The sequence below is a fragment of the Pseudomonas alkylphenolica genome (genome assembly GCF_004025535.1).
Classification (GTDB): domain Bacteria; phylum Pseudomonadota; class Gammaproteobacteria; order Pseudomonadales; family Pseudomonadaceae; genus Aquipseudomonas; species Aquipseudomonas alkylphenolica_A.
Genome location: NZ_QJRG01000040.1, coordinates 1 through 22101, shown reverse-complemented (window position 1 = coordinate 22101; position 22101 = coordinate 1). Strand labels below are relative to the sequence as shown.

Here is a 22101-nt window from a genome sequence, read left to right as displayed (position 1 = left end):
ATGCCAGCATCAGCTGACTGATCCGGCGTCGGCTCCACGTATCGAGCGAGGTGACGTCATGAGTATTTTTAGCCACTTCCAGCAACGTTTCGAGTCCACCCGTCAGGAAGAACTATCGCTGCAAGAGTATCTGGAGCTCTGCAAAAGCGATCGCAGTGCTTACGCGTCGGCGGCCGAACGCCTGTTGATGGCCATCGGTGAACCAGAACTGGTCGACACCTCGAACAACTCAAGGCTATCGCGAATCTTCTCCAACAAGGTGATCCGCCGCTACCCAGCCTTCGAAGACTTTCACGGCATGGAGGAGTGCATCGACCAGATCGTCTCCTATTTCCGCCATGCCGCCCAAGGGCTGGAAGAGAAGAAACAGATCCTCTATCTACTCGGCCCTGTGGGGGGCGGTAAATCCTCGCTGGCCGAAAAACTGAAGCAACTGATGGAGAAGGTCCCCTTCTATGCCATCAAGGGTTCCCCCGTCTTCGAGTCGCCCCTGGGGCTGTTCAATGCCACGGAGGACGGTGCCATCCTTGAAGAAGACTTCGGCATTCCGCGGCGCTATCTGAACACCATCATGTCGCCTTGGGCGACCAAGCGACTGGCCGAGTTCGGGGGCGACATCAGCCAGTTCAAAGTGGTCAAGCTTTACCCGTCGATCCTCAATCAGATTGCCGTGGCCAAGACTGAGCCGGGTGATGAAAACAACCAGGATATTTCTGCCCTGGTCGGTAAGGTCGACATCCGCAAACTTGAGGAGTACCCACAGAACGACGCAGACGCCTACAGCTATTCCGGCGCCCTGTGCCGGGCCAACCAGGGCCTGATGGAATTCGTCGAGATGTTCAAGGCGCCCATCAAGGTACTGCACCCGCTGCTGACCGCCACTCAAGAAGGTAACTACAACAGCACCGAAGGCCTGGGCGCGATCCCCTATTCCGGGATCCTGTTGGCCCACTCCAACGAATCGGAATGGCACAGCTTCCGCAACAACAAGAACAACGAGGCGTTCATCGACCGGATCTACATCGTCAAGGTGCCGTACTGCCTGCGCGTCAGCGATGAAATCAAGATCTACGACAAGCTCCTGTTCAACAGCTCCCTGGCCAAGGCCCATTGCGCGCCTGACACCCTGAAGATGCTAGCCCAGTTCACCGTATTGTCGCGTCTCAAAGAGCCGGAAAACTCGAACATCTACTCGAAAATGCGGGTCTACGACGGCGAAAACCTCAAAGACACCGACCCCAAGGCCAAGTCGATCCAGGAGTACCGCGATGCGGCGGGTGTCGATGAAGGCATGAACGGTCTTTCGACCCGGTTTGCCTTCAAGATCCTGTCGAAAGTCTTCAACTTCGACCCGCACGAGATCGCCGCTAACCCCGTGCACCTGCTGTATGTGCTGGAACAGCAAATCGAACAGGAGCAATTCCCGGCGGAAGTACGCGAACGCTACCTGCGCTACCTGAAGGAATACCTGGCGCCGCGTTACATCGAGTTCATCGGCAAGGAAATCCAGACTGCTTACCTGGAGTCCTACAGCGAATATGGCCAGAACATATTCGACCGCTATGTGCTGTACGCCGACTTCTGGATTCAGGACCAGGAGTACCGCGACCCGGAAACCGGTGAGATCCTCAACCGTATCGCGCTCAACGAAGAGCTGGAAAAGATCGAGAAGCCGGCAGGCATCAGCAATCCGAAGGATTTCCGCAACGAGATCGTCAACTTCGTGTTGCGTGCCCGCGCCAACAACAACGGCAAGAACCCGACCTGGCTCAGCTACGAAAAACTGCGGGTGGTGATCGAGAAGAAAATGTTCTCCAACACCGAAGACCTGCTGCCGGTCATCAGCTTCAACGCCAAAGCCAGCAAAGAGGACCAACAGAAGCACAACGACTTCGTTACCCGAATGGTGGAACGCGGCTACACAGACAAGCAAGTTCGGCTGCTCTCGGAATGGTACCTGCGGGTCAGGAAATCGCAGTGACCGAGCTGTAAGTGGCAAGCCGCAAGCTCGACGCCGGGTAATAGCAACCCACCCGGCCCGGCTTGCGGCTTGAAGCTTGAGTCTTCAGCTCCCCGGAGGGGCCTATGAGCTATGTGATCGACCGACGCCTGAACGGCAAGAACAAGAGCACGGTCAACCGCCAGCGCTTTTTGCGGCGTTACCGTGACCACATCAAGAAGGCCGTCGAGGAGGCCGTGAGTCGCCGCTCCATCACCGACATGGAGCATGGCGAGCAAATCAGCATTCCCGGTCGCGACATCGACGAGCCGGTGCTTCACCATGGCCGAGGCGGCAAGCAAACCGTTGTACACCCAGGCAACAAGGAGTTTACCGCCGGCGAGCACATCGCCCGCCCCCAGGGCGGAGGCGGTGGTGGCGGGCGCGGCAAGGCCGGTAATTCTGGTGAAGGCATGGACGAGTTCGTCTTCCAGATTACCCAGGAAGAGTTTCTCGAATTCATGTTCGAAGACCTCGAACTGCCCAACCTGGTGAAACGCCACCTGGCCGGCACAGACACCTTCAAAACCGTCCGCGCGGGCATCAGTAACGAAGGCAACCCGTCACGGATCAATATCATCCGCACCTTGCGCTCGGCTCATGCACGGCGCATTGCCCTGTCCGGCAGCAGCCGCGCAAAACTGCGCGAGGCACAGGAAGAACTCGCACGCCTGAAACGTGAAGAACCAGATAACTTCGGCGATATTCAGGAAATCGAAGCAGAAATAGAGCGACTGAGCGCACGCATCCACCGCGTGCCTTTCCTTGACACCTTCGACCTCAAATACAACCTGCTGGTCAAACAACCCAACCCCAGCTCCAAGGCGGTGATGTTCTGCCTGATGGACGTTTCCGGGTCCATGACCCAGGCCACCAAGGACATCGCCAAACGCTTCTTCATTCTTCTGTACCTGTTCCTCAAGCGTAACTACGACAAGATCGAGGTCGTGTTCATCCGCCACCACACCAGTGCCCGCGAAGTAGACGAGGAAGAGTTCTTCTACTCCCGGGAAACCGGCGGCACCATCGTCTCCAGCGCCTTGAAACTGATGCAGGAGATCATGGCCGAGCGCTATCAGGCCAGCGAATGGAACATCTACGCAGCTCAGGCTTCGGACGGCGACAACTGGAACGACGACTCACCGATCTGCCGCGAGATCCTGACCAAGCAGATCATGCCGTTCGTCCAGTACTACACTTACGTTGAGATCACCCCACGCGAACATCAGGCATTGTGGTTCGAGTATGAACGCATCGGCGAAGCCTTTGCCGATACGTTCGCCCAGCAACAGCTGGTGTCGGCCGGCGATATTTATCCGGTCTTCCGTGAACTCTTCCAGCGCAGGTTAGTGACATGACCGCTAGAGAGCAGAAGCGCCACCCTATTTCCACCGGGTCCGAATGGACATTCGAACTGATCCAGGCCTACGACCGGGAAATCAGCCGCCTGGCCGAGCGCTATGCCCTGGACACTTACCCCAACCAGATCGAGGTGATCACCGCCGAGCAGATGATGGATGCCTATGCCTCCGTCGGCATGCCGCTGGGCTACCACCATTGGTCCTACGGCAAACATTTTCTCAGCACCGAGAAGTCCTACAGCCGCGGCCAGATGGGGCTGGCCTACGAGATCGTGATCAACTCCGATCCCTGCATCGCCTACCTGATGGAAGAAAACACCATCTGCATGCAGGCACTGGTGGTTGCGCATGCCTGCTATGGCCACAATAGCTTCTTCAAGGGCAACTACCTGTTCCGCACCTGGACTGACGCCAGCTCGATTATCGATTACCTGGTGTTTGCCAAGCAGTACATCACCCAGTGCGAGGAGCGCCACGGCATTGATGCCGTGGAAGACCTGCTGGACTCCTGCCATGCCTTGATGAACTACGGCGTAGACCGCTACAAGCGCCCCTACCCGATCTCTGCCGAAGAAGAGCGGCGCCGGCAGAAAGAACGCGAAGAGCACCTGCAGAAACAGATCAACGACCTGTGGCGCACCATACCCAAAGGCGCCGACAAGAACAGCGAGCGCGATAATGCGCGCTTCCCGGCCGAACCACAGGAAAACATTCTCTACTTCATCGAGAAGCATGCTCCCCTGCTCGAACCCTGGCAGCGCGAGATTGTGCGCATCGTGCGCAAGATCGCCCAGTACTTCTACCCGCAGCGCCAGACCCAGGTGATGAACGAAGGCTGGGCCACGTTCTGGCATTACACCCTGATGAACGACCTTTATGACGAGGGACTCGTCACTGACGGCTTCATGATGGAGTTTTTGCAGTCGCACACCAGCGTGGTGTTCCAGCCAGGCTTCGACAGCCCCTACTACAGCGGCATCAACCCTTACGCCCTGGGCTTTGCCATGTACCGGGACATCCGGCGCATGTGCGAGAACCCCACCGAAGAAGACCGTCGCTGGTTCCCTGACATTGCCGGCAGCGACTGGCTGTCGACCATCAAATTCGCCATGAGCAGCTTCAAGGACGAAAGCTTCATCCTGCAGTACCTGTCACCCACGGTTATCCGTGATCTCAAGCTGTTCAGCATCCTCGATGATGATCAGCGCGATGACCTGCTGGTGCCTGCCATCCACGATGAAAGCGGCTACCGGATCATCCGCGAAACCCTGGCTGCACAGTACAACCTCGGCAATCGTGAGCCCAACGTGCAGATCTGGAGCATTGATCGCCGTGGCGACCGCTCGCTGACCCTGCGCCACCAGCAACATGACCGCAAACCCTTGGGCGACTCTACCGAGGAGGTTCTCAAGCACCTGCACCGCCTCTGGGGCTTCGATATCCACCTGGAAACCGTACAAGGCGAGCAAATCATGAAAACCCACCATGTACCGCCCAAGGGCGAGCACGGGGACGCCGAGTACGGACGCCTGGACCTGGCCGTCGTGCACCTGTAAGCCGATCCTCCGTTGCTGCCAGACAGGGTATCCTGTGGGCATCAATGGAGGGTTTACATGCAGATCTACAAAGTCGGCGGCGCCGTACGTGATCGCCTGCTCGGTCAGCCGGTCAGCGATATCGACTGGGTCGTGGTCGGCGCCACGGCAGAGCAAATGCTGGCATTGGGCTACCGACCGGTGGGCAGCGACTTTCCGGTATTCCTCCACCCCAAAAGTGGCGAGGAGTATGCGCTGGCGCGCACCGAACGCAAGAGCGGGCGTGGCTATGGCGGCTTCACTTTTCACGCCAGCCCCGAGGTTACCCTTGAAGAAGACCTGATCCGGCGCGACCTGACCATCAATGCCATGGCCGAGGATGATCAGGGCAACGTCAGCGATCCCTACCAAGGACAGAAAGACCTCAAAGACCGCATTTTACGCCATGTATCTCCGGCGTTCGCCGAAGATCCCTTGCGCGTGCTGCGTGTCGCCCGCTTTGCCGCCCGCTATGCAGGGCTGGGCTTCTCAGTCGCTCCACAAACCATCGAGCTGATGCGCCAACTGAGTGAGTCTGGCGAGCTGCAGGCCCTCACCGCCGAACGCAGCTGGAAAGAAATCGCCCGGGCGCTCATGGAGGATTACCCCCAGGTGTTTATCCAGGTGCTGCGCGACTGCGGCGCCCTCAAGGAGCTGCTGCCTGAACTGGACGCACTGTTCGGCGTGCCTCAGCCTGCAGCCCATCACCCGGAAATCGACAGCGGCCTGCATACACTCGCCGTGCTCGAACAGGCCGCCCTGCACCAACAACCGCTGAGTGTGCGCTGGGCCTGCCTGCTGCACGACTTGGGCAAGGGCCTTACGCCCGAGGAAGACTGGCCGCGGCACATTGCTCACGAACAGCGTGGACTCAAGCTGATCAAAACGGTCAACCAACGCTTCAAGGCACCCCGCGACTGTCAGGAACTGGCCCTGCTGGTGGGTGAATACCACACCCACTGCCACCGGGCACTGGAGCTGCGGGCATCGACCTTACTGGAATTGCTGCAAAGCTTCGATGTGTACCGTCGCCCCCAGCGCTTCGAGGAATTTATTGCTGCATGCGAGATGGACGCCCGGGGCCGCAAGGGCCTGGAGCAGCGCGATTACCCACAGGCCGAGTATTTGCGTGGCGCGGCTGCAGCGGCGCGGGCAGTGCAGGTGCAGCCCCTGGTGCAGCAAGGTCTGACCGGCCAGGCGCTGGGTGAGGCGCTCAAAGGCGAGCGTCTGAAGGCGTTGAAGGCTTACAAGGACAGCGCCGCGTCGTAAACCTCATCGCTGGCAAGCCAGCGATGGCGTCACAGTACAGTCAGCTGCCGCCCGTGCCATTCGAACGGTACGGGTGCCAGCACCTGCCCGATCTGCGCCTCAGCCCACAATTGCCCCATGCTCTTGCCAGCGCCCGGATGCTGCAGATCCGGCGCGATCAACGCCAACGGCCACAACACAAACGCGTTCTTGAGAATTTCTGCCCGAGGCAATACCAACCCGTCAAAACTGCCATGCAGGTCGTTGTACATCAGCACATCGATGTCCAGTGGCAAGCCCTTGCGCTCAGGGGCATAGCGGCCGTTGTCGGCCTCGATGAACTTGAGCCGGCGATCCAGCTCCATCAGCGGCAACGCGGTCAGGCCAGTGACCACCAGGTTGAAGAACGGTCCGCTCTTGATGCCCACAGCCTGGCTTTCGAACACCGCCGAACAGCGCATGTCCTGCAGCACCTCGGCCAAAGCATCGAGCCCTGCCGCCAGGTGCCGCTCACGATCGATATTGCTACCCAGCCCGAGGTATACCCTGTTCAGAGACATCCGCGCTCGATCTCCACGCCTACCCCACTGGCGGCAGGAATCGCACCCGGCTTGGTCAGCTTCAGGTGCAGCCAGGGGATCTGGAATTCACTCATCAACACCGCCGCCAAGCGCTCGGCAAAGGTTTCCACCAGTTGGAACTCGGTTTGCTCGGCAAACGCCTGGATACGCGCCGTCACGCTGGCGTAGTCCAGCGCCAGGGTAAGATCGTCACCCGCCGCGGCAGGACGGTTGTCCCAGGCAAAACGCAGGTCCAGACGCAGGCACTGGCGAATTCCACGCTCCCAGTCATAGGCACCGATAACGGTATCGACTTCCAGGCCTTCGATGAACACTCTGTCCAAGCACTTCTCTCCACTGCACGACAAGGGCGACGGGCGCCGTTAGAATCAGGGCGTCCTCGCCCGGAATAGTTAGCATGTTTTGGTTACTGGCGCTGCTCGCCTACCTGCTTGGCTCGCTGTCCTTTGCCATCGTCCTGAGCCGACTCAACGGTCGCCCGGACCCGCGCATGAGCGGTTCTGGCAATGCCGGTGCAACCAACATGCTGCGCCTGGCCGGCCGCAAACTTGCGGTCCTGACCCTGCTTGGCGACCTGTGCAAAGGCGTGTTGCCCGTACTGATCGCCAATCTTGCCGGCCTCGACCTGCAACAACAGGCCTGGATCGGCGTGTGTGCAGTTGTTGGCCACTTGTTCCCGCTGTACTTCCGTTTTCGTGGCGGCAAGGGTGTCGCCACCGCTGCCGGCATCCTGCTGGGGCTTTACCCCCCTGCAGCACTCCTGGCCATCAGCGCCTGGCTGCTGACCTTCTACCTCACGCGCACCAGCTCACTGGCGGCACTGATTGCCACGCCCTTGACCCTGCCATTACTGGCCTGGCGCGAGCCGGAAGCGCTGTTGCCGATCAGCGTACTGACCGTGCTGATCGTCTGGCGCCACCGCGGCAATCTACGCGACCTTTTTGCCGGCCGCGAACGGCATTTCTGAATCCTGAACGTGAACTGCGCTCATTACAGCGGCGCCAATTGCTCCATCGGCCAACGCGCCTGAACACTGATTGCCAAGCTTTCCTGCTGCCCGGCGGCAAGGCGCTGGCAACCGGCATAGGCGATCATTGCGCCATTGTCCGTGCAGAACTGTGGCCGGGCGTAATAGACATTGCCCTTGATGCTCGCCAGCATGTCTTCCAGTGACGTGCGCAGCGCCTTGTTGGCACTGACACCTCCGGCGATCACCAGGCGCTTGAGGCCCGTTTGCTTCAAGGCGCGCTTGCACTTGATGGTCAGAGTTTCCACCACCGCCTGCTGGAAGGCCAGCGACACGTCGCAACGGGTTTGCTCGCCGTCGTCCCCAGCTTGCTGGCACTGCTGCCAGGTATTGAGGGCAAAGGTTTTCAGGCCACTGAAGCTGAAATCCAGGCCAGGACGATCAGTCATCGGCCGCGGGAAAACGAAACGCCCAGGCACACCCTGCGTGGCAAGGCGGGCGATTTCCGGGCCGCCCGGATAATTCAGCCCCATCAGCTTGGCGGTCTTGTCGAACGCTTCGCCAGCGGCATCATCGAGCGTCTCGCCCAGCAGTTCGTACTGGCCGATACCGTCTACCCGCACCAGCTGGGTATGGCCGCCGGACACCAGCAAGGCGACGAACGGGAACTCGGGCGGCTGCTCTTCGAGCATCGGCGCGAGCAAATGACCTTCCATATGGTGCACACCCAACGCCGGGATGCCCCAGGCAAATGCCAGGGCCTGGGCGCACGAGGCCCCCACCAGCAATGCCCCGACCAGGCCTGGGCCTGCGGTATAGGCAATGGCGTCAATTTCGGTGGCCACGCAGCCGGCTTCAGCCAGCACCTGACGGATCAACGGCAGCATGCGCTTGACGTGATCACGCGACGCAAGCTCCGGCACCACGCCGCCATAGGCCCGGTGCAGGTCGATCTGACTGAACAATGCATCGGCCAAAAGGCCGCGTTCACTGTCGTATAATGCGACGCCGGTTTCGTCGCAGGATGTTTCCAATCCCAGTACTAGCATGGGTCTGCGCCTTGTTGAGGCTGAATTCGAAGGCGCGCATGATAGTCCCCACTCCGGGTGCCGACCAGCGGTTTTCGATCAGAGGCTTTGCATTCCGGCTGGCTAAGGGTTAACATCCGCAACCCTTAAAAACCGACGTTCTCCAGTGCACAGTTTTGCCACGAGTTCGTTGACCCCCGGTAATGAATGAAGGTAGCTCTGGATGCCAGCCGTCAAAGTTAAAGAGAATGAACCCTTCGACGTAGCTCTGCGTCGTTTCAAGCGCTCCTGCGAAAAAGCCGGTGTTCTGGCTGAAGTTCGTAGCCGCGAATTTTACGAGAAGCCGACTTCTGAGCGTAAGCGCAAAGCAGCAGCCGCTGTTAAACGTCACGCCAAGAAAGTTCAGCGCGAACAGCGCCGCGCCGTTCGCCTGTACTAATACAGACGTTCGTCGCAAGCTTCTGCCTCGCCCGGCCCAAAGCCGGGCTGCCGGCAGTCGTTGCTTGATCCTCAGGCCTTTGTGCCCGAGGCGTTCCATTGCCTTGCAATGCGAACAACCTGCCTGAAACGTCAGAACTGGCCTCAACGCCAGCTGTGCACGTCATTACTGACGAGCCCTCACCGGCTACAGACGAGCACGTCTTTCCGAATTTTGTGTTACGCCATTCGACATCGCTCGAACGCGAAGCCGTTCCCGCAGCATTAGCGATTACACTTGATTGTCGCCTGATGATGAGAGTGCCATGGCCGGGCTGATTCCCCAAAGCTTCATTGACGACCTCCTCAACCGTACCGACATCGTCGATGTGGTGAGTTCGCGCGTGCAGCTGAAAAAGGCTGGCAAGAACCTGACGGCCTGCTGCCCGTTCCACAAGGAAAAAACGCCTTCCTTCAGCGTCAGCCCCGACAAGCAGTTTTACTACTGCTTTGGCTGTGGCGCAGGGGGCAACGCCCTCGGCTTCATCATGGACCACGACAACCTGGATTTTCCCCAGGCCGTCGAAGAACTGGCCAAAGCCGCTGGCATGGAAATACCCCGCGAGGAGAGTGGACGCGGGCACAAGCCCCGACAACCCACTGACTCGCCGCTGTACCCGCTGCTCGAGGCGGCAGCCGAATTTTACCGCCAGGCCCTCAAGAGCCACCCGACACGTCGCTCCGCCGTTGAGTACCTCAAAGGTCGCGGCCTGTCCGGGGAGATCGCTCGCGATTTCGGCCTGGGCTATGCCCCGCCTGGCTGGGACAACCTGTTCAAACACCTGAGCAGCGATACCCTGCAGCAAAAAGCCATGATCGACGCCGGCCTGCTGATCGAGAACGCCGAGTCGGGCAAGCGCTACGACCGCTTCCGTGACCGGGTCATGTTTCCGATCCGCGACAGCCGCGGACGGGTGATTGCCTTCGGCGGTCGCGTGCTGGGCGACGACAAACCCAAGTACCTGAACTCCCCGGAAACCCCGGTTTTCCACAAGGGCCAGGAGTTGTACGGGCTGTACGAGGCACGCAAATTCAACCGCAACCTCGATGAAATCATCGTGGTTGAAGGCTACATGGACGTCATCGCCCTGGCCCAGCAAGGCCTGCGCAATGCGGTAGCAACCCTGGGCACGGCCACCAGCGAAGAGCACCTCAAACGACTGTTTCGCGTCGTACCCAGCGTGCTGTTCTGCTTCGACGGCGACCAGGCCGGCCGCAACGCCGCCTGGCGCGCACTGGAGGCCGCCCTGTCGAGCCTGCAGGACGGGCGCAAGGCACGCTTTCTGTTTTTGCCCGAAGGCGAAGACCCGGATACCTTGATCCGCGCCGAAGGCACTGACGCCTTCCGCGCCCGCATTAACCAGCATGCCCAGCCTCTGGCCGACTACTTTTTCCAGCAGCTGACCGAAGAAGCCGACCCGCGCTCGCTCGAGGGCAAGGCCCACATGGCCACCCTGGCAGCACCGTTGATCGAAAAAGTGCCGGGCGCCAACTTGCGCGCCCTGATGCGCAATCGCCTCAAAGAAATTACCGGGCTCGACAACCAGCAAGTCGAACAACTGAGCCACAGCGCGCCTGTCGAAGCACCGCCCAGCTATGACCCCGGGATCGATTACGACGCCATCCCCGACTACACGCCGGACTACGGCGACTTCCAGCAACCCGACTTCGCACCGGCGCAGCAAGCGTGGACGCCGAACAAGGGCGGCAAGAAGAAATGGGAAGGCAAACCCTGGGACAAGAAGGGCAAACCCTGGAGCCGCAACGGTCAGCAGCAGGACCCACCGCCGCGGGTACCGACTTCGGTCGAACCCCCGACCTTGAGCGCTCTGCGCACCCTGCTGCACCACCCGCAACTGGCGAAAAAAGTCGAGGATGCCGGGCACTTTGCCGCCGAAGAACACGTCTACGCCCAGTTGCTGGTGGCGCTGCTCGAGGCCCTGCAAAAGAATCCTGAGCTACGCTCACTACAACTGATTGCACGCTGGCACGGTACCGAACAAGGTCGCCTATTGCGTGCATTGGCAGAAAAGGAATGGCTGATCGATGCCGATAACCTTGAACAACAGTTTTTCGACACCATAACTAGCTTGTCCGCCCGCCAACGCGAGCGAACCCTGGAACATTTGCTCAGAAAAGCACGTCAAAGTGAGTTGAGCGCAGAGGAAAAAAACCAGCTGCGCGACCTGCTGAGCCGTAATGTTCCCGCACAAACCCCGACCTCAACTGGCGCGTGAGGTCCTAGCTCGGGTATAATCCTCGGCTTGTTTTTTGCCCGCCAAGACCTTCAGTGGATAGGGTGTTATGTCCGGAAAAGCGCAACAGCAGTCTCGCATCAAAGAGTTGATCACCCGCGGTCGTGAGCAGGGCTACCTGACTTACGCGGAGGTCAACGACCACCTGCCAGAGGATATTTCAGATCCGGAGCAGGTGGAAGACATCATCCGCATGATCAACGACATGGGGATCAACGTATTCGAGAGTGCTCCGGATGCGGATGCCCTTTTGTTGGCCGAAGCCGACACCGACGAAGCAGCAGCTGAAGAAGCCGCTGCTGCGTTGGCGGCTGTGGAAACCGATATTGGTCGCACGACAGACCCGGTGCGCATGTACATGCGTGAAATGGGTACCGTCGAACTGCTGACCCGTGAAGGCGAAATCGAAATCGCCAAGCGTATCGAAGAAGGTATTCGCGAAGTCATGGGTGCTATTGCCCACTTCCCGGGTACTGTCGACTACATCCTCAGCGAATACGATCGTGTAACCGCCGAAGGCGGCCGCCTGTCGGACGTTCTCAGCGGTTACATCGACCCGGACGACGGCATTGCCCCGCCGGCAGAAGTACCGCCGCCCATCGACCCGAAAGCCCCGGCCAAGGCCGAGGATGAGGACGAGGACGAAGAGAAGGAAGGTGACGAGGAAGAGGAAGAGACCGAAAGCGGTCCCGATCCTGAAGTTGCCCGTCAGCGCTTCGGTGCCGTTCAGGAACAACTGAACGCTACCCTCAAGGTACTGAAGAAGAACGGTCGTCAGCACAAGGACAGCCTCAAGGCGATGCTTGAGCTGGCCGAGCTGTTCATGCCGATCAAGCTGGTGCCCAAGCAGTTCGAAGTGCTGGTCGAACGCGTTCGTGGTGCCCTGGACCGTCTGCGTCAGCAAGAACGCGCGATCATGCAACTGTGTGTCCGTGACGCACGCATGCCACGTGCCGACTTCCTGCGCCTGTTCCCGAGCAACGAGACCGACCAGACCTGGAGCGGCGATCTTTCCAAGCGCAGCACCAAGTGGGCCGCAGCACTGGGCGAGAAAAACGACGCCATCGTCGCTTGCCAGCAAAAGCTGATCGACCTGGAGACCGAAACCGGTCTGACCATCGCCGAGATCAAGGACATCAACCGTCGCATGTCGATCGGTGAAGCCAAGGCTCGTCGGGCGAAGAAAGAGATGGTCGAGGCCAACCTGCGTCTCGTGATCTCCATCGCCAAAAAGTACACCAACCGCGGCCTGCAGTTCCTCGACCTGATCCAGGAAGGCAACATCGGCCTGATGAAGGCGGTGGACAAGTTCGAATACCGTCGTGGTTACAAGTTCTCGACCTATGCCACCTGGTGGATTCGTCAGGCGATCACCCGTTCGATCGCCGACCAGGCTCGCACCATCCGTATTCCGGTGCACATGATCGAGACGATCAACAAGCTCAACCGTATTTCCCGGCAGATGTTGCAGGAAATGGGTCGCGAACCGACCCCGGAAGAGCTGGGTGAACGCATGGAAATGCCTGAGGACAAGATCCGCAAGGTATTGAAGATCGCCAAAGAGCCGATCTCCATGGAAACCCCGATCGGTGACGACGAAGACTCGCACCTGGGTGACTTCATCGAAGACTCGACCATGCAGTCGCCAATCGATGTCGCCACGGTTGAAAGCCTCAAGGAAGCGACCCGTGACGTGCTCTCCGGTCTGACCGCTCGCGAAGCCAAAGTGCTGCGCATGCGTTTCGGTATCGACATGAACACCGATCACACCCTCGAAGAGGTCGGCAAACAGTTCGACGTGACCCGTGAGCGGATCCGTCAGATTGAAGCCAAGGCGCTGCGCAAGCTGCGCCACCCGACGCGAAGCGAGCACCTGCGTTCCTTCCTCGACGAGTGATGACAAACCCCGGCCCAGGCCGGGGTTTTTCTTTTGTGCGATCAGACACTTTAAGACCTAACACTCCTCCCCGCCGCCGAAATGCCCGTCTACACTCGAATCAGTTTACCTGTGTGACGAGGCCGTTATGCCCAAAATGCCGGCCCTTCTGTTGCTGCTTCAGCTGTTCTGGAGTGCAACGGCCGGCGCCTTGACCCTGACCAACGAAGAACAAGCCTGGCTCAGCGCTCATCCGCAGCTGCGCCTGGGCGTTGATGCGTCCTGGCCACCGTTTGAATACCGTGATCCGGATGGCCGCTACCAGGGATTGGCTGCCGACTACATTGCCCTTCTTCAGGAACGACTGGGAGTGGCGTTCAAGCCGGTCGAGCCATCCAGCTGGACTGCCGTGCTGGCGCAGGCCCAGGAAAACAAACTGGATCTGCTTCCCGGCATCATGTCGACACCGGAGCGCCAGGCCTACCTGGCCTTTACGCGCCCGTACCTGGACTTCCCGATTGTCATTCTGGCCCATGAAGGCGGCGCACAACCGCGCACCCTCAAGGACCTCTATGGCCTGAAGATCGCCGTGGTCGAAAACTATGCGCCCCATGAACTGCTGCGCACGCACCACCCGGACCTGAACCTGGTCGCCCTGCCAAATGTCAGCTCAGCACTGCAGGCACTGGCCACCGATGAGGTCGACGCAGTAGTCGGTGACCTGGCGTCGAGTGTCTGGAGCCTGCGCCAGCTCAAGCTGGAAGGCTTGTATGTCAGCGGTGAGACGTCCTACCGCTATCAGTTGGCCATGGCGGTGCCACGGGACCAGAAGATCCTTGCCGGCATCATCGACAAGGTCATGACCGACATGAGCCCCAGCGAGGTCAACGACATTCAGGAGCGTTGGGTCGGCAAGGTTCTGGATCATCGCAACCTCTGGCATGACCTGTTGCTCTATGGCCTGCCCGGCATTCTGCTGCTGGTGGCGATACTGGCAGCGGTAATCCGCATCAACAGGCGCTTGAGTTCAGAGATCTCCCGACGCATCGCCCTCGAACAAGAACTGCGCAGCAGCGAATACCATTACCGCGGCCTGGTCGAGAGCCTTTCGGCAATCGCCTGGGAAGCCGACGCCAACGACTTCACCTACAGCTATGTGTCGCCGCATGCCGAAGACCTCCTCGGCTATCCCTTGAGCCAGTGGCTGCGGCCGGGCTTCTGGCGCAGCATCATTCACCCCGACGATGCACTCTGGGCCCACGCGTTCTGTGACAGCGAAACTGCTGCCGGGCGCGACCACAGCCTTGAGTACCGGGTAATCTGCGCGGATGGCCGCTGCCTGTGGGTGCGCGACATCGTCAGCCTGATCGAGCAAGGGCACAAGCCGGTAATGCGCGGGTTGATGATCGATATCAGCGAAACCAAGAATGCCGAAGATGCCCTGCGGCTCTCGGAACAAAAGTTTGCCTCGGTGTTCCAGCAATGCCCCGACATTCTCTTCATCGCCCGTCTTAGCGACGGTTGCCTGCTGGAGGTCAACGAGGCCTTCGAAGAACAGATCGGCCTGAGCTCGGAGCAGGTGGTCGGGCGCACCGCGACCGAACTGAATATCTGGGGAATCGAAGGCGCTGATCCAGAGCTGTTGCGGCGCCTGCAGTCCGGCAGCATCCGCAACATGGAAACCCTGTTCCGGCGCAGTAATGGCCAACAGTTCACCGGCTTGATCTCGGCCGAGACATTCGAGCTCGACAGCACACCGGCGCTGGTTGTTGCCGTGCGCGACATCACCCAGCTGAAGCAGACCCAGGAACAACTGCAAACGTCGGAAGAAAAGTTTGCCAAAGCCTTCCACGCCTCACCCGACGGCCTGCTGCTGTCGCGCCAGAGCGACGGCTTGCTGCTGGAAGTCAACGAAGGCTTCTGCCGCCTGACCGGCTTCGACAGCCACACCTCCCTGGACCATACCTCCCTGGACCTGGGTATGTGGGTGGACCTGAACGAACGCCGTCGGCTGCTTGAAATTCTGCAAAGAGACGGCTTTGTCAAAGACTTCACCTGCCATATCCGTCGCCGAGACGGTCAGATTCGTCTGTGCGAATTGTCTGCCAGGCCGCTGCCGATTGCCGGTGTCGGCTGCATGCTGACCATCGCTCGCGACATCACCGAACGCCACTTGATGCAGGAGAAGTTGCAACTGGCCGCCACTGTGTTCGAGAACACTGCGGAAGGCGTGCTGATCACCGACACCGAGCAACGCATCAGCGCGGTCAACCGGGCCTTCAGCGAAATCACCGGCTACAGCGAATTCGAAGCCCTGAGGCAGACGCCGCGTTTACTGGCCTCGGGTCAGCACGACAGCGCGTTCTACGCGGCCATGTGGCACCAGCTGACTGCCGAGGGACACTGGCAGGGCGAAATTCAGAACAGGCGCAAGAACGGCGAGCTCTACCCCAGCTGGCTCACCATCAGCGCCGTGCGCAACAGTGAGCGGGTTGTCACCCACTTTGTCGCGGTGTTCGCCGATATTTCCAGCCTCAAGCACGCACAGGCAAAACTCGATTATCAGGCGCACCACGACCCGCTCACCGGCCTGCCCAACCGCACACTGTTTGAAAATCGCCTGCAAGCCGCGCTTAACTGCGCTCAGACCTCAAAACGGCAAGGCGCTGTGCTGTTCCTGGACCTGGACCGTTTCAAACACATCAACGACAGCCTCGGTCATCCGGTCGGCGACCTGTTGCTCAAAGGCATCGCCCAGCGCCTGAAGGAGCAGGTGCGCGACATCGATACCGTGGCACGCCTGGGCGGTGACGAGTTCATCATCCTCTTGCCCGGCCTGCACCAACCCAGCGATGCCAGCCATATCGCCAACAAACTGCTGGCCTGCTTCAGTGCGCCGTTCCAGGCAGGCGAACACGAGTTCTTCACCAGCGCCAGTATAGGCACCAGCCTTTATCCACAGGACGGCACCGATGTCGCCTCGCTGATCCGTAATGCCGACGCGGCGATGTACCGATCCAAGGCCAAAGGCCGTAACCGCGTCGAATGCTACACCCGCGACCTCACCGCCCAGGCCAGCGAGCGCATTGCGCTGGAACATGAACTGCGCCGGGCCATAGAACGCAACGAACTGAGCCTGAGCTACCAGCCCAAGTTCAGCCTGAAAACTCAAAGCCTGGTCGGCGCCGAAGCGCTTATCCGCTGGACGCACCCGGTGCTTGGCGAGGTGCCACCAGAGCACTTCATCTCGTTGGCTGAAGAAAACGGCATGATCCTGCAACTGGGTGACTGGGTGCTGGAGCAGGCCTGCCGCCAGATGCAGAGCTGGAAAAGGGACTACCTGGCGTTCGGGCCGCTGTCGGTCAACCTGGCGGGAGCCCAACTGCGCCAGCCCAGCCTGATCAAACGCATCGAGCAGTTGCTCAAGACCCATCAGCTCAGGGCCGGCGACCTGCAACTGGAAATCACCGAGAACTTCATCATGAGCCAGGCCGAAGAAGCACTGGCCATCCTCCACCAGCTCAAACACCTGGGCGTGCAACTGGCCATCGATGACTTCGGCACAGGCTACTCCTCACTGAGTTACCTCAAACGCCTGCCGCTGGATATCCTCAAGATCGATCAGTCGTTCATCCGCGGCCTGCCGGACGACCCCCACGATGCCGCTATTGCCCGTGCGATCATTGCCCTGGGGCGCAGCATGCAGTTGACGATCATTGCCGAAGGCGTGGAGAACCAGGCCCAGCAACGGTTCCTGGCCGCCGAGGGCTGCGAGCAGATCCAGGGCTACATCGTCAGCCTGCCACTGCCCGCCGAAGAATTCGCTGCAACGTTTCTTCGTATAGCAGTTTCAGATCTTTCGGATAGCACAGCCCGGAAACCCTCGTTATAATCCGCGACCACTGGGGCCTATAGCTCAGTTGGTTAGAGCAGAGGACTCATAATCCTTTGGTCCACGGTTCAAGTCCGTGTGGGCCCACCAACTCCAAAGCCGCGCACTGCGCGGCTTTTTCATGCTTGCTACCAAAGCAGCTGCGCTAGATCTCAAGTTCCAGGCAGAAACTCCTGCACAGAGGACGACATGGTCAGGCGCGCCTTCTCCGGGTAGGGACCGATCGCCGCCAGCGCTGCAATCCGTGCAATGCAGTTGTGCGATACTCCTGGCAATAGGCCAGTCACCCGAAGGTCACTCATGCAGTTCACTCATCTATCTGTCGCCCGCAAACTCAAGTTCTACCAACTGGTAGTCTTCGATCAGGTGCTGCAGAGTGGCTCGCTGCTGCGCGCGGCCCAGGCACTGGGACTGACCCAGCCTGCGGTGACCAAGATCATCCACGAGCTGGAGTCGTACTTCGGCGCGCCGCTGCTGGTTCGCGGCAACCGGGGCGTCAGCGCCACCCCTTTGGGTGCGCTGATGGCGCGCCGCAGCAAATCGCTGCTGGCCGAGTTGCGCTCCCTGACCGACGAGGTCAATGCCTACCAGGAAGGCACCTCGGGGCATGTCCTGGTGGGTACCCTGATCTCGGCATCCAGCTCGCTGCTGCCGCATGCCCTGCAACTGCTCAAGCAGCGTGCTCCGAAAGTGCTGGTGTCACTGCGGGTCGGGCAGATGGACCAGTTGTTCCCGGCCCTGGCGGTGGGCGAGGTCGATCTGGTCGTCGGCCGGGTGCCGGACGACTGGCGCTGGCACCACGAATCGTCGCAGCTTGAGGCGGTGGTGCTCTACGGCGAGGAGCTGGCGGTGGTCACCGGTGCACAGCATCCCCTGACCGGCCAGGTCCCGGTCAGCCTGGCTGCACTGCTCGATTACCCCTGGGTCTTGCCGACCCGCGACTCACTGCTGCGTCGCACCGTCGACCGGCTGTTCGACGAAGCCGGACTGGAGGCGCCGAGCAACGTGGTCGAGTCGCTATCGATCCTCACCAACTTGAGCCTGATGCAGGACCAGCAGACCGTCGCGGTAATGCCCCTGGAAGCGGCTCGCCAGTTCATTGGTGCCGGGCTGCTGCGCACCCTGGATCTGGGCAGCCACCTGCAGTTCGGCGACATCGGTTACTTCCACGCAGGCAATCGTGAACTGGGACCCGCGGCGCGGCTGTTCCGCGAGTGCCTGGAACAAGCCAGCCAAGAGCAACATGGCGACCTGACGGCCTGATCACAGCTATTCCAGGTGCTAATAGAGGATGGCAAACCTTTGATTACTCGCTTATAGGTAGAACACATAGACTCCTCCGAAATCCAAGAATCGGAGGTTGCCGTGTCCGCCCCCCTGTCCCTGCTGCGCCATTTCGTAAATGGCGAGTTCGTTACCACCCCCAAGACCTTTGACAATGTGTCCCCCATCGACGGCCGCATTCTGGGCCAGGTCTGCGAGGCCGACGCGGCACTGGTGGATCGCGCGGTGGCCGCTGCCAAGGCGGCCCAGGAGGGCCCTTGGGCCAGCTACAGCGCCAGCCAGCGTGCCGACGTGCTGGTGCGCATCGCAGATTGCATCGAGCAGCGCTTCGAAGACTTCGTCGCCGCCGAGGTAGCCGATACCGGCCGCCCGGTACAGCAGGCGCGGACCCTGGACATTGCCCGCGGCGTGCACAACTTCCGCACCTTTGCCGAGCAGATCCGCCAGGCCGGCGGCGAGTACTATGAGATGCGCACCGGCGATGGCAGCGACGTGTTCAGCTACACGGTGCGCAAGCCCCACGGCGTGGTGGCGATCATCTCGCCGTGGAACCTGCCGATGTTGCTGCTCACCTGGAAGGTTGCACCCGCCCTGGCCTGCGGCAACTCGGTGGTGGTCAAGCCCTCGGAAGACTCGCCGTCCTCCGCCACCCTGCTGGCCGAGGTGATGCTGGAAGCCGGCGTGCCCGCAGGCGTATTCAACCTGGTACATGGCTTCGGGCCGAACTCGGCCGGCGAATTCCTTACCCGCCATCCGGACGTGGATGCCATCACCTTCACCGGCGAGTCGCGCACCGGCGCCACCATCATGAAGGCGGCCGCCGAAGGCGTGCGCGAAGTGTCCTTCGAGCTGGGTGGCAAAAACGCCGCCGTGGTGTTCGCCGACTGTGACTTCGACGCAGCGGTGGCTGGTGTGCTGCGCTCGAGCTTCACCAACTCCGGCCAGGTGTGCCTGTGCTCGGAGCGGGTCTACGTCGAGCGGCCGATCTACGATCGCTTCGTTGCCGCACTCAAGGCAGGTGCCGAGAAACTGAAGATCGGCTACCCGGATGAAGACGGCGTGAATATGGGCTCGCTGATCTCCCACAAACACCGCGACAAGGTCCTCGGATACTTCGAGCTGGCCCGCCGCGAGGGTGCCACCGTGGTCAGCGGCGGTGGTGTGCCGACGTTCGGCGACGCCCGCGACAATGGCGCCTTCGTGCAGCCGACCATCTGGACCGGGCTGTCCGATGATGCCCGCTGCGTGCGTGAGGAAGTCTTCGGTCCGGTCTGCCATGTCGCCCCGTTCGACCGCGACGATGAAGTGATTCGCCGCGTCAACGACTCTGCCTACGGCCTGGCCGCTGCCATCTGGACCACCAACCTGAAGCGCGCTCACAAGACGTCGCGCCAACTGCGCGTCGGCATGGTCTGGGTCAACACCTGGTTCCTGCGTGATCTGCGCACGCCCTTCGGCGGCGCACGGCTCTCCGGTATGGGCCGCGAGGGTGGCCGCCATTCCCTGGACTTCTACTCGGAATCCACCACTGTCTGCGTCAACGCCTAAGCAGGAGTACTTCCATGCATGCTGCCCTCCTCACAGCCGCTGAACGCCTGCACCAGGCGCAGCTGAGCGGCCAACCCTGCCCACCGGTGCGTGATCTGATCGCCGCCGCCCAGGCCGACGAGCCGAATGCCCAGGCGATGGCCCTGGCCTACGCCGTGCAGCGCCACAACAACCAGCTCGCAGTGGCTGCCGGGCGCCGCCCGGTGGGCCGCAAGATCGGCCTTACCAGTCCGGCGGTGCAAGCCCAGCTGGGTGTCGACCAACCGGATTTCGGCCTGCTGCTTGCCGACATGGCCCGCGGCGATGGGCAGCCGATCGCCTGGGCAGACTGCGCCCAGCCCAAGGTCGAGGCAGAGATCGCTCTGGTGCTGGAGCATGACCTGCCCCACGAGCGCCACACGGTGGCCGACCTGCTCCGCGCCACCGCCTTCGCCCTGCCAGCGATCGAGGTGGTCGGCAGCCGCATCGCCAACTGGGACATCCGCCTGGTCGACACCATTGCCGACAACGCGTCGTCCGGCCTTTTCGTGCTTGGCACCCGCCCAGTGAAGCTGGATCAGCTGGACCTCGTGAACTGCGGCATGAGCATGTCCCTGCGTGGAGAGCCGGTGTCGGTTGGCGCCGGTGCGGCTTGCCTGGGCAACCCGTTGAACGCTGCCGTCTGGCTCGCCGATACCATGGCCCGCCTCGGCGAGCCGCTGCGCGCCGGCGACATCGTGCTCACCGGGGCGCTCGGCCCGATGGTTGCGGCTAATCCGGGTGATCATTTCACCGCCCACATCCAGGGCCTGGGCAGCGTCAGCGCCGCCTTTGCCAACCGCGATTAACAGGAGCCCCCATGAGCAAGAAACTCAAGGTTGCCATCATCGGTTCCGGCAACATCGGCACCGACCTGATGATCAAGATCCTGCGTAACGCGCAGCACCTGGAAATGTCGGCGATGGTGGGTATCGACCCGGCGTCCGATGGCCTGGCACGCGCTGCACGGATGGGCGTGGCCACGACCCACGAAGGCGTAGAAGGCCTGACCCGTCTGCCAGCGTTTGCCGACATCGACTTCGTCTTCGATGCCACCAGCGCCGGCGCCCACGTTAAAAACGATGCGTTCCTGCGTTCGATCAAACCGGGTATCCGTTTGATCGACCTGACCCCGGCAGCCATCGGCCCGTACTGCGTGCCGGTGGTCAACCTGGAGCAGAACCTCGCCCAGCTCAACGTCAACATGGTCACCTGCGGCGGCCAGGCGACCATCCCCATGGTCGCCGCGGTATCGCGCGTGGCCAAGGTGCATTACGCCGAGATCATTGCCTCGATCGCGAGCAAATCGGCCGGCCCCGGCACCCGCGCCAACATCGACGAGTTCACCGAAACCACCAGCAAGGCCATCGAGGTGATCGGTGGTGCGGCCAAAGGCAAGGCGATCATCGTCATGAACCCGGCCGAGCCGCCGCTGATGATGCGTGACACGGTATTTGTCCTCTCTGAAGCCGCCGATCAGGCCAAGGTCGAAGCCTCCATCGAGGAGATGGCCGCCGCCGTGCAGGCCTATGTGCCGGGCTATCGCCTCAAGCAAAAGGTGCAGTTCGACGTGATCCCCGAAGACGCACCGCTGAACATTCCCGGCCACGGGCGCTTCTGCGGCCTGAAGACTTCGGTGTTCCTTGAGGTCGAAGGCGCCGCCCACTACCTGCCAGCCTATGCCGGCAACCTCGACATCATGACCTCCGCTGCCTTGGCCACCGCCGAGCGCATGGCACTGTCGATGCTCAACGGCTGAGGAGCTCGCCCATGAACGGTAAGAAAATCTACATCTCCGACGTCACCCTGCGTGACGGCAGCCACGCCATTCGCCACCAGTACTCACTGGAGAACGTACAGGACATTGCCCGCGCGCTGGACCAGGCCCGGGTGGATTCGATCGAAGTCGCCCATGGCGACGGCCTGCAGGGCTCGAGCTTCAACTACGGTTTCGGCAAGCACACCGACCTTGAGTACATCGAGGCCGTGGCCG

Annotated in this window: 16 protein-coding genes, 1 tRNA gene and 1 pseudogene; 15 read left to right on the top strand and 3 right to left on the bottom strand. The window is 60.9% G+C overall.

Annotation, left to right across the window (positions count from 1 at the left end; genetic code table 11):
- The first annotated feature begins 58 nt into the window (after positions 1-58).
- The 4 genes from DM813_RS11030 (at position 59) to DM813_RS11015 (ending at position 6203) form a co-directional block, all read left to right on the top strand.
- Positions 59-1981, top strand: coding sequence for a PrkA family serine protein kinase (locus DM813_RS11030; RefSeq protein ID WP_028942155.1), 1923 nt, complete (start codon positions 59-61; stop codon positions 1979-1981).
- Between the two features lie 104 nt (positions 1982-2085).
- Positions 2086-3357, top strand: a complete 1272-nt coding sequence (locus DM813_RS11025; protein WP_028942156.1) for a YeaH/YhbH family protein — start codon at positions 2086-2088, stop codon at positions 3355-3357.
- A complete protein-coding gene (locus tag DM813_RS11020) occupies positions 3354-4916 on the top strand; it encodes a SpoVR family protein (protein WP_128323433.1) in 1563 nt (520 codons plus the stop codon). The genes DM813_RS11025 and DM813_RS11020 overlap by 4 nt, the downstream gene beginning before the upstream one ends.
- A gap of 57 nt (positions 4917-4973) precedes the next feature.
- A complete protein-coding gene (locus DM813_RS11015; RefSeq protein WP_128323432.1) occupies positions 4974-6203 on the top strand; it encodes a multifunctional CCA addition/repair protein in 1230 nt (409 codons plus the stop codon).
- A gap of 29 nt (positions 6204-6232) precedes the next feature.
- Here DM813_RS11015 and folK read toward each other — a convergent pair whose 3' ends face one another.
- Both folK and folB read right to left on the bottom strand, forming a co-directional pair.
- Complete coding sequence (gene folK / locus DM813_RS11010) at positions 6233-6742, bottom strand: 2-amino-4-hydroxy-6-hydroxymethyldihydropteridine diphosphokinase (protein WP_128323431.1); 510 nt, start codon at positions 6740-6742, stop codon at positions 6233-6235.
- The gene (folB, locus tag DM813_RS11005; protein WP_128323430.1) at positions 6733-7086 is read right to left on the bottom strand and encodes a dihydroneopterin aldolase; all 354 of its coding nucleotides are present in this window, start codon (positions 7084-7086) and stop codon (positions 6733-6735) included. The genes folK and folB overlap by 10 nt, the downstream gene beginning before the upstream one ends.
- 74 nt (positions 7087-7160) lie before the next feature.
- Here folB and plsY point away from each other — a divergent pair, with 74 nt between their 5' ends.
- Positions 7161-7730: a glycerol-3-phosphate 1-O-acyltransferase PlsY gene (plsY, locus tag DM813_RS11000; RefSeq protein WP_128323429.1), complete on the top strand. Its 570-nt coding sequence runs from the start codon at positions 7161-7163 to the stop codon at positions 7728-7730.
- A 23-nt stretch (positions 7731-7753) separates the two neighbouring features.
- On the opposite strand, the gene tsaD is transcribed toward plsY, so the two are convergent.
- Positions 7754-8779: a tRNA (adenosine(37)-N6)-threonylcarbamoyltransferase complex transferase subunit TsaD gene (gene tsaD, locus DM813_RS10995; RefSeq protein ID WP_128323428.1), complete on the bottom strand. Its 1026-nt coding sequence runs from the start codon at positions 8777-8779 to the stop codon at positions 7754-7756.
- A gap of 202 nt (positions 8780-8981) precedes the next feature.
- On the opposite strand from tsaD, the gene rpsU reads away from it, so the two are divergent.
- From rpsU to DM813_RS10945, 10 genes and pseudogenes are all read left to right on the top strand, one after another.
- Entirely contained in the window at positions 8982-9197 is a 216-nt protein-coding gene (gene rpsU, locus DM813_RS10990) for a 30S ribosomal protein S21 (RefSeq protein WP_002551877.1), read from the top strand.
- A gap of 304 nt (positions 9198-9501) precedes the next feature.
- The gene (gene dnaG / locus DM813_RS10985; protein WP_128323427.1) at positions 9502-11472 is read left to right on the top strand and encodes a DNA primase; all 1971 of its coding nucleotides are present in this window, start codon (positions 9502-9504) and stop codon (positions 11470-11472) included.
- A gap of 67 nt (positions 11473-11539) precedes the next feature.
- Entirely contained in the window at positions 11540-13387 is a 1848-nt protein-coding gene (gene rpoD, locus DM813_RS10980) for an RNA polymerase sigma factor RpoD (protein ID WP_128323426.1), read from the top strand.
- Between the two features lie 127 nt (positions 13388-13514).
- Positions 13515-17258, top strand: a complete 3744-nt coding sequence (locus DM813_RS10975; RefSeq protein WP_128323425.1) for a bifunctional diguanylate cyclase/phosphodiesterase — start codon at positions 13515-13517, stop codon at positions 17256-17258.
- A gap of 13 nt (positions 17259-17271) precedes the next feature.
- Positions 17272-17348 (top strand) — tRNA-Ile (locus tag DM813_RS10970).
- Between the two features lie 210 nt (positions 17349-17558).
- The gene (locus DM813_RS10965; RefSeq protein WP_128323424.1) at positions 17559-18521 is read left to right on the top strand and encodes a LysR substrate-binding domain-containing protein; all 963 of its coding nucleotides are present in this window, start codon (positions 17559-17561) and stop codon (positions 18519-18521) included.
- A gap of 114 nt (positions 18522-18635) precedes the next feature.
- Entirely contained in the window at positions 18636-20090 is a 1455-nt protein-coding gene (locus DM813_RS10960; RefSeq protein ID WP_206617373.1) for a 2-hydroxymuconic semialdehyde dehydrogenase, read from the top strand.
- A gap of 14 nt (positions 20091-20104) precedes the next feature.
- The gene (mhpD, locus tag DM813_RS10955) at positions 20105-20917 is read left to right on the top strand and encodes a 2-keto-4-pentenoate hydratase (RefSeq protein ID WP_128323422.1); all 813 of its coding nucleotides are present in this window, start codon (positions 20105-20107) and stop codon (positions 20915-20917) included.
- A gap of 11 nt (positions 20918-20928) precedes the next feature.
- Complete coding sequence (locus DM813_RS10950; RefSeq protein ID WP_128323421.1) at positions 20929-21867, top strand: acetaldehyde dehydrogenase (acetylating); 939 nt, start codon at positions 20929-20931, stop codon at positions 21865-21867.
- Positions 21868-21878: 11 nt separating this feature from the next.
- Positions 21879-22101, top strand: a pseudogene (locus tag DM813_RS10945) (4-hydroxy-2-oxovalerate aldolase); the annotation flags it as partial.